Raw genomic sequence first — 13,801 nt, forward strand, 5'->3', positions numbered from 1 at the left:
GCAACATGGCAAACTCTCAAACCTTTTGGGACTGGTTCACGTCCCACGGCAACAAGCTCGTCATCGACAGCCCGGAGCGTTTCAACTCGCCTGAATGGCGCGCATCATTCGATGCGATGCAGGACCAGTTGTCCAAGGCGTCTCCCGGCCTGATCGCCGAGATGGGCGTCGACGGGGACGAGATGCAGCTCGTCATCAGTGCCGGAGGCGACATCGAGAAGTTCGAGGCCGTCATTGATTTGATCGATGCCGCTCCCGAGGTTGCAGGCTGGCAGATCGTCCCGTTTCGGCAAAGGAAGCCGAGCGACAGCACCATCGTCATGGGCGGTGTCGAGGCCGGGCCCGGAAACATCCGGATCGTTTTCGAAGAAGGCGAAGACGGAGGGCTCGATGTCTGGTTCATCCTTCGTTCGGAAAGCCAGATTGCGGACGACCTTCTCCATGCCATCACATTGACGAAGCTGACCCACATTTTCGGGGAATTCGACGTCGAGACCAAGATCGAGGGGATCAGCCCGCAACTCCTGGCTCCTGGCGAGCCCTGGCCCGACAACTCTTTTCCGCCGACTGAAGCCATTGAAATCTTCGATGATTATTTCGAAGAGCAGGGTGAATAAAAGAACACAGTTTCCAGAAATGGCTCGGTGAAGAACATGCGCCGGCAGGAAGATCCTGTCGGCGTTTTTTATTCTTGCCCATGTTACGATTTGGACCGCTGCCCTAGGTTACGTGCGCAGCGTTCAGGAAAGAGCTTGATGCCCCGCCGGATCGATCACCTCGTCATTGCCGTTCACGACCTCGACAAGGCGGCCGATTTCTATCGGCGTCTCGGCTTTCAGGTCGGCGCGCGCAACCGGCATTCGTGGGGCACTGAGAACCGGCTTTGGTGCAGTTTCCCGGCATGTTTCTGGAGCTGATCACGGTGGGCGAGGGCGCTCAGATCCCTCCGCACAAGCAAGGCCAGTTCAGCTTCGGAGCTTTCGTGCGGGATTACCTTCTCGCTCGCGAAGGCCTCGCTATGCTGGTTCTTCAGAGCCCGGATTCCAAAGCGGACGCGGCCAATTTCTCGCGGAAAGGCATCGGTGCGTTCGAGCCGTTTCATTTCGAGCGGATCGGCAAGAAGCCCGACGGCACCGAGACCAAGGTGGCTTTCACCCTGGCCTTTGCCGCTCTCGAAGGCGCTCCTCGCGCGGGCTTCTTCGTGTGCCAGCATCATTACCCGGAAAACTTCTGGAATCCGGCTTTTCAGGTGCATGAGAACGGGGCAACCGGCCTGTCCGCCGTGGCTCTGGCCGCGCCGCAACCTGAGCGGCATGTCGCGTTCCTGAGCGCCTTCACCGACGTTGCACCGGCGGAGCCCGATGTGCACGATTTCACGTACCCCCTTGCGCGCGGGCACGTCGATCTCTTGACACCCGACGTTGCGGGCGAGATTTACGGGCCGGTTGAGATCGATTCGAACGAGCCCGGTTTTGTGGCCTTTGGCGCGCGCCTTGCGGACCTCCCCGCGCAGGCGAAAAGGCTGGATGCGGCCAAAATTCCCTACCAGTTCATCGGAACGCGCCTCGTTATCCCCGCCAGTGCCGCTTTCGGCGTCGCGATTGCGTTCGAGGCAACGTAAGATCGGCCCACGAATCAAAGACGTGTTCTGGGGGAACTCATCGTGGCTTCATCTCTGGCGGGCCTGCCCGACTTTCTGATCTTTTTCGTCATCGCCACCGCTCTCGTGGCGCTTTACCTGACGATCTACACTCTCGCGACGATGCACAACGAGTTCGCCCTGATCCGGGAGAACGTGATCTCGGCGGCGACAGCCCTCGGCTTCAGCCTTGTCGGCTTCGCGCTGCCCCTCGCCAGCGCCATCGTCCACGCGCAGACCATCGTCGATTGTCTCGTCTGGGGTCTGGTGGCGATGTCGGTGCAAATCCTCGTCTATTGGCTTGTGCGTATCGTCATGCCGAATTTGTCGCAGCGCATCGCCTCAGGCGAAATGGCGGCGGCCCTGTTCCTCGGCGCGGCCTCGCTCTCGGCGGGCATCATCAACGCCTCGGCGATGACGTTTTAAGCATTGCCGCCGTCATCCCGAGCTCCGTCCGCGGCCTTGGAATGACGGGAAGGCTTGAGAATGGGGGGATCCTGTCGCCCCCATTCCCCCTTTGCCCTTTCGCGCCAAACAGGCTAGGTCACGGGCCATGACGAAACAGACCTCATCCTCCGTGGTCGAAGCTGGCTCCGTCCGCTTCGGCAATCATCTCCCGCTCAGCATCATCGCCGGACCCTGCGCGATGGAGAGCCGCGAGCACGCCCTCGAAATGGCGAGTGCCCTGAAGGAGATCACGACGAAGCTCGGCATCGGGCTCGTCTATAAGTCGTCCTTCGACAAGGCGAACCGCACGTCGGCGTCCAGCGGGCGCGGCATCGGCCTCGACAAGGCGATGGCGGTTTTCGCGGAGGTGAAGGAGAAGCTCGGGCTTCCCGTTCTCACCGACGTCCATGAAAACGAGCAATGCGCCATTGTGGCCGAGGTCGTGGACATTTTGCAGATCCCGGCCTTCCTGTGCCGCCAGACGGACCTTCTCGTTGCGGCCGCCAAGACCGGCAAGGTGGTCAACGTGAAGAAGGGGCAGTTCCTCGCACCGTGGGACATGGCGAATGTCGCGGCGAAAGTGACGAGCGCAGGCAACCCGAACGTGATGCTCACCGAGCGCGGCGCGTCTTTCGGCTACAACACGCTTGTGTCCGACATGCGCGCGCTGCCGATCATGGCCGAGACCGGCGCGCCGGTGATTTTCGACGCCACCCATTCCGTGCAGCAGCCAGGCGGCAAGGGCACGACGACGGGAGGCCAGCGGGAGTTCGTGCCTGTTCTGGCCCGTGCGGCTGTCGCCGTCGGCGTCGCGGGCGTCTTCATCGAGACGCATCAGGACCCGGACAAGGCCCCCTCCGACGGCCCCAACATGGTGCCGCTGAAGGAGATGGAGGCACTTCTGTCCCAGCTGAAGGCCTTCGACGCGCTGGCCAAGGCTTAACGCTTAAAACGCCTGCCGCGTTATGCGCTGAGGGCAGGGAGGTCTGCATTCCCGCGGGTCGCCCTGTCGCGTGGCCGTGATATGCAACATCCGGCTTCTTACGCGAACGGCAGGGCGTCATGTCTCCTCGCAACCTGATCCTGATCCTCGGTACCAGCGGCTTTGCGGGAACGTTCTCCTCGCGGGCCGTCGAGCCGATGGTCGGCATCATCGCGCGGGATCTTCACACGAGCCCGCAGACCATTGCGCTCCTGTCGGCGGCGTTCACCCTGCCATATGCCTTCATCCAGCCGATCCTCGGGCCCATCGGCGATGCGCTCGGCAAGGAGCGGGTCATGAAGGTGGCGCTGTCCATTCTCTTCATCGCGCTCACCTGCTCGATCTTCGCGCCCGACGCGCACACATTGTTCGGCCTTCGCATCGTCGCAGGCGCGGCGGCGGGCGGCGCGATACCGCTTTCCATCGCGCTCATCGGTGACAGGGTGGACGTGGCGCAGAGGCAGTTGGCCTTGAGCCGCTATCTCGTGGCTGTGATCGTCGGCCAGCTCGCAGGATCGTCCTTCGCGGGCCTCCTGGCGGAGATCGTCGGTTGGCGCGGCGTGTTCACGCTCTCGACCGGCATGATGGCGCTTGCGCTTACATCCACACTGATCGGCTTTCGCGGCGCGCCTCCCGGCGGGAAGTTCGACTTGAGGGCGGCGGGCCGCCGCTACGGCGACATTCTCTCCAATCCGCGCGCGCTGGCCCTTTTCGGATTCGTCTTCATCGAGGCGATCTCGATCTTCGGCATCTTTCCCTATCTCGCACCGCTCCTCGATGAGCGCGGCGGGGGCGGGGCGGCGCAGGCGGGCTTCGCCATCGGCGGCTTTGCCATCGGCGGGCTGGTCTATTCGGCTTTGGTGTCATGGATGCTTCGCCGCCTCGGCATCACCCGCATTCTGGCGGCGGGTGGGCTTTTCGCAGCGGCGGCGCTTGTTATCATGGGCTTTGGAGCCGATTGGAAGGTCGATGCGCTGGCCATGCTGCTGATGGGCCTCGGCTTCTACATGCTGCACAACACGTTCCAGGCCCAGGTGACTGAGGTCGCCCCGCAAGCGCGCGCTTCTGCCGTGGCGCTGCATGCCTTCTCGTTCTTCGGCGGTCAGGCGCTTGGCGTGGTGGTCATGGGCGTGGGTCTGCGGTCCATCGGCCTCACCGCCTCGACGATGATAGCCGCGCTCGTCATCGCGAGCCTCGGCCTCACCGCCGCTTACGTGCTGTCGCGCCCCGCTCAGCCTCGGGCGCGATAGGGCGCGACGCCCTGATCGGGCAGCCAGAGGTTCTTCGGCATCTCGCCGGTCTGCCAGAACACATCGATGGGAATGCCTCCGCGCGGGTACCAGTAGCCGCCGATGCGCAGGAAGCGTGGCTCAAGAAGCTCGTTCAGCCTCTTGCCGATGGCGACGGTGCAATCCTCGTGGAACGCCCCGTGGTTGCGGAAGCTGTGGAGGTAGAGCTTCAGCGACTTCGATTCCACGAGCCACGGCCCCGGCACGTAATCGATGACCAGAAGCGCGAAATCGGGCTGGCCGGTGACCGGGCAGAGCGAGGTGAATTCCGGGCAGGTAAAGCGGGCCACGTAATCCGTGTCCTGATGCGGGTTCGGCACCCGGTCGAGGGTCGCTTCCTCGGGGGATTGCGGCTGCGCCGTGGCGTGGCCGAGCTGGAGCGAGGTATCCGTCATGGGTCTGGGCCTTCAGCAATTGAGCTTTGGATTTTCGCGGTGCGATGCAGGTAGCGTCCTTGCCCGATCCGGCGTTTCGGTCAATAAGCCTCGCATGGTGCTTTTGGCCGCAATGGCCTTGTCCGACTTCAGGAGCCTTTTTTCATGACAGCGATCATCGACGTCCATGCCCGTCAAATTCTCGACAGCCGTGGCAACCCCACCGTCGAGGTGGACGTGACGCTTGAGGATGGCTCCCTGGGCCGCGCCGCCGTTCCCTCCGGCGCTTCGACCGGCGCTCACGAGGCGGTCGAGCTGCGCGACGGCGACAAGTCCAAGTATCTCGGCAAGGGCGTCCTGAAGGCGATCGACGCGGTCAACAACGAGATTCTCGACGCCATCGGCGGCATGGATGCCGAGGAGCAGGTTTTCATCGACGAGACGATGATCGAGCTCGACGGCACGCCGAATAAGAGCCGCCTCGGCGCGAACGCCATTCTCGGCGTGTCGCTAGCCGTCGCCAAGGCCGCTGCGGATGCCTGCTCCCTGCCGCTCTATCGCTATGTGGGCGGAACGCAGGCCCGCGTGCTGCCGGTGCCGATGATGAACATCATCAATGGCGGCGCGCATGCGGACAACCCCATCGACTTCCAGGAATTCATGATCATGCCCGTCGGCGCGCCGACGCTGTCGGAAGCCGTACGCATGGGCGCCGAGGTATTCCATACGCTCAAGAAGGCTCTGAAAGACGCCGGCCACAATACCAATGTGGGCGACGAGGGCGGTTTCGCCCCCAACCTGCCGAGCGCGGAAGCCGCTCTCGACTTCATCATGAAGTCCATCGAGCAGGCTGGCTACAAGCCGGGCCAGGACATGGTGATCGGTCTCGATTGTGCCGCAACCGAATTCTTCAAGAACGGCGCTTATGTTTATGAAGGCGAAGGCAAAAAGCTCTCGCCGCAGCAGCAGGCGGAATATCTCGCCAAGCTCGTGGCCGCCTATCCCATCGCCACCATCGAGGACGGCATGTCGGAAGACGATTGGGAGGGCTGGAAGGCCGTCACCGATCTCATCGGCTCCAAGTGCCAGCTCGTCGGCGACGATCTGTTCGTGACGAACGTCAACCGCCTCTCGCAGGGCATCAAGAAGGGCGTCGCCAACTCGCTCCTCGTGAAGGTGAACCAGATCGGCTCGCTCACGGAGACGCTGGCCGCCGTCGATATGGCCCAGCGCGCGGGCTACACCGCCGTCATGTCTCACCGCTCCGGCGAGACGGAAGATGCGACGATCGCCGACCTCGCCGTCGCGACGAATTGCGGGCAGATCAAGACCGGCTCGCTGGCCCGGTCCGACCGGCTGGCCAAGTACAACCAGCTCATCCGCATCGAGGAAGAGCTCGGCGAACAGGCCCGCTACGCTGGCCGTGCCGCGCTGAAGGCGCTGGCTTAAATCGTTTCTCAAACATCAGTTTCTTCAAGAAAATGGCCGGGCCTCGCCCCGGCCATTCTCTTTTTTGCCGCGTGTCGCTGTCATTCCGGGGCCGCGAAGCGGAGCCCGGAACCCATAAACACTAACGTTCCCGAATAAGACGCAACGGCTGCGGGTGAGAGAGATCAGGCAGCGTCAGCAGGTCTGGGTTCCGGGCTCGCACCAGGGTGGCGCCCCGGAATGACGCAGCGTGCAGCGTGCCCCCGTCATTCCGAGCTCTCGCTGCGCTCACTCCCAGAGTGACGCTCTAGGCTCTCATTTTCCGCCTCAACCGATAAGTCGCGCCTCAAAGGTCAAGATTTCCACTTAGCCAAGAAACCGCGCCCCGGATGCGGCGTTGAGAAGCTGAACGCCTGAACGGCGTGCAATCGAGCAAGGAGGAAGTCATGGCGCGTAATCCACTGTCCCCCTACGGCTTTGGCGGTTTGATGGAATCGGGGTTCGGTCGCGATCCGTTCCTGTCCATGAACCGCGAGATGAACCGCATGTTCGACGACATGATGCGGGGCAACATGCTCACCTCAGGCGGGCAGCAGAGTGCCGGGATGCTGATGCCGCAGATGGATGTGAGCGAGACCGACAAGGAAGTGCGCGTCCGCGCCGAGTTGCCGGGCGTGAACGAGAAGGACATCGACGTCCGGTTCGATGACGGGATGTTGACCATCCGGGCCGAGAAGAAGTCCGAAACCAAGGAAGACAAGGAAGACTACCATTTCATGGAGCGGTCCTTCGGTACCTTCCAGCGCGCGCTGCGCCTGCCTTATGCCATCAATCCCGAAGAGGTGAAGGCGAAGTTCGAGAACGGCGTGTTGAGTGTCGTTCTGCCGAAGGGCAAGGAGCAGGAACGCTCCCGCAAGATCGAGGTGCAATCCGGCGGGCCTGGCGGCGCGAGCGGTCCGTTCGGCGCTTGAAAGCCGCTGTGATGGAAGAAGAATGGCGGCGCCCTAACGGCTTCTTAACCATGTGTCTGTATGTCTCTCCTTATGGTTGTTCGCAGACGCGCCAGAAGAGTCCTGATCCCGCTGATGCTCTACTGCATCTCGGCTGGGGTCGTCGGCTATTTCCTCCATCACGCGCAGACAGGTGCGCGCGGTGCGCAGGCGCGCGAGCAATATGAGGCGCTCGCCGCCGACTTTACGAACGAGCTCAACGGACTGAAGGCGGACCGTGCCAATTGGGAGCGCCGCATAGCGCTTTTGCGCAGCGATCAGATCGACCGCGATCTTCTCGAGGAGAGAGCGCGCGTCATGCTCGGACGTGTGCACCGCAACGATCTCGTCATCATGACGGGTCAGTGAGCGATTACTCCCAAATTTCTAATTAACTGAAAATCAGTTGATCGGTATTTTCTAGTTTAATTTCAGAGCGTTAATTCGTTCACCTTTTTATGTAAACTCTTTTTTAACCCCCTCGATTTCCGCCTTGGCCTGCGATAAAACTTTTGTCTGAGGAAACCCTTCGGAGGACCCGATGGCTGTTGCTGCCCGCAAGGCGGGCCGCGTCGCATCCGGCGCGGCTAACAAGTCCATTTCCAATAAGAGCGCGGCGCGCAAAGCCGCTCCCAACACCCCGCAATTCAGCAAGGATGAGGATCTGTCGGCTTACCGCGACATGCTCCTGATCCGCCGTTTCGAAGAGAAGTCCGGCCAGATGTACGGCATGGGCCTCATCGGCGGCTTCTGCCATCTCTATATCGGGCAGGAAGCGGTGGTCGTCGGCATGCAGATGGCGACGAAAGAGGGCGATCAGCTCATCACGGGCTATCGCGATCACGGCCACATGCTGGCCTGCGGCATGGACGCCAAGGGCGTCATGGCCGAACTCACCGGGCGTCGTGGCGGCTTGTCGAAAGGCAAGGGCGGCTCGATGCACATGTTCTCGAAAGAGAAGCATTTCTACGGCGGCCACGGCATCGTGGGCGCGCAGGTGTCGCTCGGCACCGGCATCGCCTTCGCGAACCATTATCGCGACAACGGCAATGTCTGCCTCACCTATTTCGGCGACGGCGCGGCCAACCAGGGCCAGGTCTACGAAAGCTTCAACATGGCGCAGCTCTGGAAACTGCCGGTCGTCTACGTGATCGAGAACAACCGTTACGCGATGGGCACGGCGGTCAGCCGCGCCTCGGCGCAGACGGACTTTTCGAAGCGCGGCGTGTCCTTCGGCATTCCGGGTGAGCAGGTGGATGGTATGGACGTCCGCGCGGTCTACGCGGCGGGCCAGCGCGCCATCGAACATGCGCGCTCCGGCAAGGGCCCGTACATCCTCGAGATGCAGACCTACCGCTATCGCGGCCACTCCATGTCCGATCCGGCGAAGTATCGCACGAAGGACGAGGTGACCCGCATGCGCGAGGAGCACGATCCCATCGAGCAGGTGCGCCGCCGCCTTCTGGAAAGCTGGAAGCTGTCGGAAGACGAGCTGAAGGTCATCGATGGCAAGGTGCGCGAGATCGTCAACGAGGCAGCCGAATTCGCCACGCACGATCCGGAGCCCGATCCGTCCGAGCTTTACACCGACATTCTCCTCTGAGCGCTCCCGCGCTTTGAAGAATTCGCCGAAAGCATAACTGGATAAACGAGTCTTCTATGGCGATCGACATTCTCATGCCCGCGCTCTCCCCGACGATGGAGCAGGGCAAACTGGCCAAGTGGCTGAAAAAAGAAGGCGACAAGGTCAAGCCCGGCGACGTGCTGGCCGAAATCGAAACCGACAAGGCGACGATGGAAGTCGAGGCGGTGGACGAAGGCGTTCTCGCCAAGATCCTCGTCGGTGACGGCACCGACAACGTTGCCGTGAACACGCCCATCGCGGTTCTGGCAGGCGAGGGGGAGGATCTGGCCACCGCCGCCGCCAACGCGAAGATGCCCGATCTCGTGGCCGCGCCTGCGGCGGCTCCCGCCGCTCCGGTCGTGAGCGAGGCCCCGGCGACCGTTCCTGCGGCTCCCGCCGCGCCGCAAGTCGCCTATGACGCCGGTGCGGAAGTCCCGGCGGGCACGGAAATGGTGTCGATGACCGTCCGCGAGGCGCTGCGCGATGCGATGGCGGAAGAGATGCGCCGTGACGGCAATGTCTTCGTCATGGGCGAAGAAGTTGCGGAGTATCAGGGCGCCTACAAAGTCACGCAGGGTCTCCTGCAGGAATTCGGGGCAAAGCGCGTTGTCGATACGCCGATCACCGAGCACGGCTTTGCCGGTATCGGCGTCGGCGCGGCGTTCACGGGCCTGCGCCCCATCGTCGAGTTCATGACCTTCAACTTCGCCATGCAGGCGATTGACCAGATCATCAACTCGGCGGCCAAGACCCTCTACATGTCCGGCGGCCAGCTCGGCGCGCCCATCGTGTTCCGCGGCCCGAACGGCGCGGCGGCGCGCGTGGGGGCGCAGCACAGCCAGGATTACGCGGCATGGTATTCGGCCATTCCCGGCCTGAAGGTGGTGATGCCGTATTCGGCGGCGGATGCGAAGGGCCTGCTCAAGAGCGCCATTCGCGATGCGAACCCGGTCGTGTTCCTCGAAAACGAGATCCTCTACGGCCAGTCCTTCCCCGTGCCGGTGATGGACGATTTCACGATCCCCATCGGCAAGGCGCGCATCCATCGCCAGGGCAAGGACGCGACCATCGTCTCCTTCGGCATCGGCATGACCTACGCCATCAAGGCGGCGGAAGAGCTGGCGAAGGAAGGCATCGATGTGGAGATCATCGATCTTCGCACTATCCGCCCGATGGACATCGAAACCGTCGTCGCCTCCGTCATCAAGACGGGCCGCTGCATCACGGTGGAAGAGGGCTATCCGCAATCCGGCGTCGGCGCTGAAATCGCCGCGCGCATCATGGAGAATGCGTTCGATTATCTCGACGCTCCCGTGATCCGCGTCACCGGCAAGGACGTGCCCATGCCCTACGCCGCGAACCTCGAAAAGCTCGCCCTGCCGAATGTGGGCGAGGTGGTGCAGGCCGTGAAGGCCGTGACGTATCGGTGATCTATGGCTGAACGGAAATTCGAGGCCCTCAACGTTCCTCCTGACGCTGTCGAAAAGGGCGGCGTCGAGATCCTGCGGGCTTCGGTGGTAGAGGGCGCGGTGAGCATCGCTTTGCGCCGCGCCTTCGACGATCCGTTCACCTGGGGCGTGCTTCTCGTCGATCTCGCCCGTCACGCCGCGCGCATCTACGCCATGGAAACCGACCTCTCGGAGGAGGAAGCCCTGGCCGAAATCGTTTCCGGAATTCAGGCCGAGCTCGAAAATCCCTCCGATCCCGGCACGACCCAATCTCTCAACTGAAATTTTTGCTCAGGATCTAAAACGCCATGCCCATCAACGTCCTGATGCCCGCTCTCTCGCCAACCATGGAAAAGGGCAACCTTGCCAAGTGGTTGAAGAAGGAAGGCGACACGATCAAAGCCGGCGATGTGATCGCCGAGATCGAAACCGACAAGGCCACGATGGAAGTCGAGGCGGTGGATGAAGGCGTCCTCGCCAAGATCGTGGTGCCGGAAGGCTCCGCCGACGTTCCCGTGAACCAGCTCATCGCGCTGATCGCAGGCGAGGGGGAAGACCCGAAGTCGGTCGCCGCCTCCGGTGCTGGCGCTGCTCCCGCTCCGGCTCCCGCCTCTGCCGCGCCTGCGCCGAAAGCTGAAGCCCCGGCACCGGCTGCTGTGGCCGCCCCCGCAGCGAGCGCCCCGGCTCCCGCTCCGAAGGCTGCCGCCACCGGCGCGCGCGTCTTCGCGTCGCCGCTCGCCAAGCGCATCGCCAAGGATGCGGGCATCGACATTTCGGCCGTGCAGGGCACCGGCCCGCATGGCCGCATCATCGAGAAGGACGTGCGCGCGGCGATTGCCGGCGGCGGCGTCAAGCGCGCGGCCGCGCCTGCCGGTGCTCCGGCTGCTGCCGCCGCGTCGCTCGCGGCGAACCCCAGCGCCGATCAGGTCAAGGCGATGTTCGAGCCCGGCACCTACGAGGAGATCCCCCTCGACGGCATGCGCAAGACCGTTGCCAAGCGCCTCGTCGAATCCAAGCAGACGGTGCCTCATTTCTATCTCTCGCTCGATTGCGAGCTCGATGCGCTGCTTGCAATGCGCGAGCAGATCAACGCTGGCGCGCCGAAGGACAAGGACGGCAAGCCCGCCTTCAAGCTTTCGGTGAACGATTTCGTCATCAAGGCGATGGCAGTTGCGCTCCAGCGCGTGCCGCACGCCAATGCCGTGTGGGCGGATGACCGGATCCTTCGCTTCAAGCATTCTGATGTTGGCGTCGCGGTCGCTGTCGAGGGCGGTCTGTTCACGCCCGTCATCCGCAACGCGGAGACCAAGACGCTGACCGCCATCTCCGCCGAGATGAAGGACCTCGCGGGCCGCGCCCGCAACCGCCGCCTCAAGCCCGAGGAATACACCGGCGGCACGACGGCGGTCTCGAACCTCGGCATGTTCGGCATCAAGAACTTCCAGGCGGTCATCAACCCGCCGCACGGCACCATCCTCGCCGTCGGCGCGGGCGAGCAGCGCGTGGTGGTGAAGAACAACGCCCCGACAGTGGTGCAGGCCATGACCGTGACGCTCTCCTGCGACCACCGCGTGGTCGACGGCGCGCTCGGCGCGGAACTCTTGTCGGCCTTCAAGGGACTGATCGAGAACCCGATGGGGATGCTTGTGTGAGCGAAGAAGAGAGAACAAACCGCCGCGGAATGTCGCCAAGAAATTGGTTCGGCAAGATACGAGCGGTTTTCATCTTCGTAGGATTGGGTTGGGTGCCACTTTACCTATCCTACTGGACACCGGGCGGGCGGGATTTCGACTTCGCGATGATCGGTGTCATGGTCATGCTCTCTCTTTTTATCGTTCCCATTCTGCTTTGTTCCATTTTGATGCCAACCTACAAAGGTAGATTGGTAGCCGTGCCGTTGGTCGGGATTGGTTCGTATCTACTGCTGACAGACGGCGGTTCGTCCGGCGTCCAGCTTCCCGGCTTTTTTGGAATGATCCTTTGGATATTCACCTTCACGGCGATATCCCTACTGATCCCGGAAATCCCCTTCATGCGTCGGCTTTATCGTCGACTGTTCGACACCATTCCACTCTAGATCGCGTAAGAAAATCGGCTTCGCCAGACGATCCGAGAAAGCGAGAAAATATGAGCAATCAATACGACATCATCGTCATCGGCGGTGGTCCCGGCGGATACGTCGCTGCGATCCGCGCGGCGCAGCTCGGGTTCAAGACGGCAGTCGTCGAGCGCGAGCATCTCGGCGGCATCTGTCTCAACTGGGGCTGCATTCCGACGAAGGCGCTGCTGCGCTCGGCGGAAATCTACCATTACATGGAGCACGCCAAGGATTACGGCCTCTCCGCTGAGAAGATCGGTTTCGATGCGGCGGCTATCGTGCAGCGCTCGCGCGGCGTGTCGGGCCGTCTCAATGGCGGCGTCGGCATGCTGCTCAAGAAGAACAAGGTCGATGTGATCTGGGGCGAGGCGGCGATTACGAAGCCTGGCGAGGTCGTCGTCTCCAAGCCGAAGAAGGCGGCCATGCAGCCGCAGGCTCCCGCGCCGAAGGGCATTCTGGGCGAGGGGACCTATGGCGCGAAGCATATCATCGTCGCGACCGGTGCACGCCCCCGCGCGCTGCCGGGCATCGAGCCGGACGGCAAGCTGATCTGGACCTATTTCGAGGCGATGGTCCCGCAAGCCATGCCGAAATCGCTCCTCGTCATGGGCTCGGGTGCCATCGGCATCGAGTTCGCCTCGTTCTACCGCACCATGGGCGCGGAGGTGACGGTGGTCGAGGTGTTGCCGCAGATCCTGCCCGTGGAAGATGCGGAGATCGCAACGCTCGCCCGCAAGCGCTTCGAGAAGCAGGGCATCAAGGTTCTCACCGGTGCGAAGGTGACGAAGGTCGTCAAGAGCGCGAACTCGATTACCGCCACCATCGATGACGGCAAGGGGACGCAGGAAATCACCGCCGAGCGCATGATTTCGGCGGTCGGCGTCGTCGGCAACATCGAAAATCTCGGCCTCGAGAAGCTCGGCGTGAAGATCGAGCGCGGCACCATCGTGACGGATGGCCTCGGGCGCACCAACGTTCCCGGCATATACGCCATTGGCGATGTGGCAGGCCCGCCGATGCTCGCGCACAAGGCCGAACACGAGGGCGTGATCTGCGTCGAGACCATCAAGGGCCTGCACACCCACGCGATGGAAAAGACCAAGATCCCCGGATGCACCTATTGCAACCCGCAGATCGCCTCGGTCGGCCTCACGGAAGCGAAGGCGAAGGAAGCCGGCTACGACATCCGCGTCGGGCGCTTCCCCTTTGTCGGCAACGGCAAGGCCATCGCGCTCGGCGAGCCGGACGGCCTGGTGAAAACGATCTTCGACAAGAAGACCGGACAGTTGCTCGGCGCGCACATGATCGGCGCGGAAGTCACCGAGCTCATCCAGGGCTTCGTGATCGCGATGAACCTCGAGACGACGGAAGAGGAACTGATCCACGCCGTCTTCCCGCACCCGACGCTCTCCGAGACGATGCACAAGAGCGTACTGGATGCGTATGGGCGGGTGATTCACGTTTGACCGCAGCCTGAAGGTGC

At 62.7% G+C, this 13,801-nt stretch carries 16 protein-coding genes; 15 read left to right on the forward strand and 1 reads right to left on the reverse strand.

Annotated features, from left to right (window positions below; all coding sequences use genetic code 11):
* Positions 1-5 precede the first annotated feature (5 nt).
* The 6 genes from DQW91_RS09360 to DQW91_RS09380 all read left to right on the forward strand — a co-directional run bounded on the left by DQW91_RS09360 (position 6) and on the right by DQW91_RS09380 (position 4,318).
* Positions 6-617 (forward strand): hypothetical protein, encoded by a 612-nt coding sequence (locus DQW91_RS09360; protein WP_112663362.1) that lies wholly within the window; start codon positions 6-8, stop codon positions 615-617.
* Between the two features lie 138 nt (positions 618-755).
* Positions 756-917: a VOC family protein gene (locus tag DQW91_RS17210; protein WP_281024020.1), complete on the forward strand. Its 162-nt coding sequence runs from the start codon at positions 756-758 to the stop codon at positions 915-917.
* A complete protein-coding gene (locus tag DQW91_RS09365; RefSeq protein ID WP_281024021.1) occupies positions 902-1,621 on the forward strand; it encodes a VOC family protein in 720 nt (239 codons plus the stop codon). The genes DQW91_RS17210 and DQW91_RS09365 overlap by 16 nt, the downstream gene beginning before the upstream one ends.
* Positions 1,622-1,660: 39 nt before the next feature.
* Positions 1,661-2,065 (forward strand): DUF350 domain-containing protein, encoded by a 405-nt coding sequence (locus DQW91_RS09370; RefSeq protein WP_198411842.1) that lies wholly within the window; start codon positions 1,661-1,663, stop codon positions 2,063-2,065.
* A gap of 127 nt (positions 2,066-2,192) precedes the next feature.
* A complete protein-coding gene (gene kdsA / locus DQW91_RS09375; RefSeq protein WP_112663364.1) occupies positions 2,193-3,029 on the forward strand; it encodes a 3-deoxy-8-phosphooctulonate synthase in 837 nt (278 codons plus the stop codon).
* Between the two features lie 119 nt (positions 3,030-3,148).
* A complete protein-coding gene (locus DQW91_RS09380) occupies positions 3,149-4,318 on the forward strand; it encodes an MFS transporter (RefSeq protein WP_112663365.1) in 1,170 nt (389 codons plus the stop codon).
* On the opposite strand, the gene queF is transcribed toward DQW91_RS09380, so the two are convergent.
* Positions 4,300-4,752, reverse strand: a complete 453-nt coding sequence (gene queF, locus DQW91_RS09385) for a preQ(1) synthase (protein ID WP_112663366.1) — start codon at positions 4,750-4,752, stop codon at positions 4,300-4,302. The two genes, DQW91_RS09380 and queF, sit on opposite strands and share 19 nt — an antisense overlap.
* A gap of 144 nt (positions 4,753-4,896) precedes the next feature.
* Here queF and eno point away from each other — a divergent pair, with 144 nt between their 5' ends.
* The 9 genes from eno (at position 4,897) to lpdA (ending at position 13,784) form a co-directional block, all read left to right on the forward strand.
* On the forward strand, positions 4,897-6,180 hold the full coding sequence (gene eno / locus DQW91_RS09390; RefSeq protein WP_112663367.1) for a phosphopyruvate hydratase: 1,284 nt from the start codon (positions 4,897-4,899) through the stop codon (positions 6,178-6,180).
* Positions 6,181-6,605: 425 nt separating this feature from the next.
* Positions 6,606-7,130: an Hsp20/alpha crystallin family protein gene (locus DQW91_RS09395; protein WP_112663368.1), complete on the forward strand. Its 525-nt coding sequence runs from the start codon at positions 6,606-6,608 to the stop codon at positions 7,128-7,130.
* 72 nt (positions 7,131-7,202) lie between these two features.
* The gene (locus DQW91_RS09400; protein WP_112663369.1) at positions 7,203-7,517 is read left to right on the forward strand and encodes an FtsB family cell division protein; all 315 of its coding nucleotides are present in this window, start codon (positions 7,203-7,205) and stop codon (positions 7,515-7,517) included.
* Between the two features lie 172 nt (positions 7,518-7,689).
* Positions 7,690-8,751 carry a pyruvate dehydrogenase (acetyl-transferring) E1 component subunit alpha gene (gene pdhA / locus DQW91_RS09405; protein WP_112663370.1) on the forward strand — a complete coding sequence of 354 codons (1,062 nt, stop codon included), beginning with the start codon at positions 7,690-7,692 and terminating at the stop codon, positions 8,749-8,751.
* A gap of 56 nt (positions 8,752-8,807) precedes the next feature.
* On the forward strand, positions 8,808-10,202 hold the full coding sequence (locus DQW91_RS09410) for a pyruvate dehydrogenase complex E1 component subunit beta (protein WP_112663371.1): 1,395 nt from the start codon (positions 8,808-8,810) through the stop codon (positions 10,200-10,202).
* Between the two features lie 3 nt (positions 10,203-10,205).
* On the forward strand, positions 10,206-10,502 hold the full coding sequence (locus tag DQW91_RS09415; protein ID WP_112663372.1) for a DUF5076 domain-containing protein: 297 nt from the start codon (positions 10,206-10,208) through the stop codon (positions 10,500-10,502).
* Positions 10,503-10,528: 26 nt separating this feature from the next.
* A complete protein-coding gene (locus tag DQW91_RS09420) occupies positions 10,529-11,872 on the forward strand; it encodes a pyruvate dehydrogenase complex dihydrolipoamide acetyltransferase (protein WP_112663373.1) in 1,344 nt (447 codons plus the stop codon).
* Positions 11,869-12,297: a hypothetical protein gene (locus DQW91_RS09425; RefSeq protein WP_157961389.1), complete on the forward strand. Its 429-nt coding sequence runs from the start codon at positions 11,869-11,871 to the stop codon at positions 12,295-12,297. Before DQW91_RS09420 ends, DQW91_RS09425 begins: the two co-directional genes overlap by 4 nt.
* A 50-nt stretch (positions 12,298-12,347) precedes the next feature.
* Entirely contained in the window at positions 12,348-13,784 is a 1,437-nt protein-coding gene (gene lpdA, locus DQW91_RS09430) for a dihydrolipoyl dehydrogenase (RefSeq protein WP_112663375.1), read from the forward strand.
* The last annotated feature ends 17 nt before the right edge of the window (positions 13,785-13,801 follow it).

Origin of the sequence: Microvirga flavescens (assembly GCF_003290125.1) — a bacterium.
GTDB classification, from domain to species: domain Bacteria; phylum Pseudomonadota; class Alphaproteobacteria; order Rhizobiales; family Beijerinckiaceae; genus Microvirga; species Microvirga flavescens.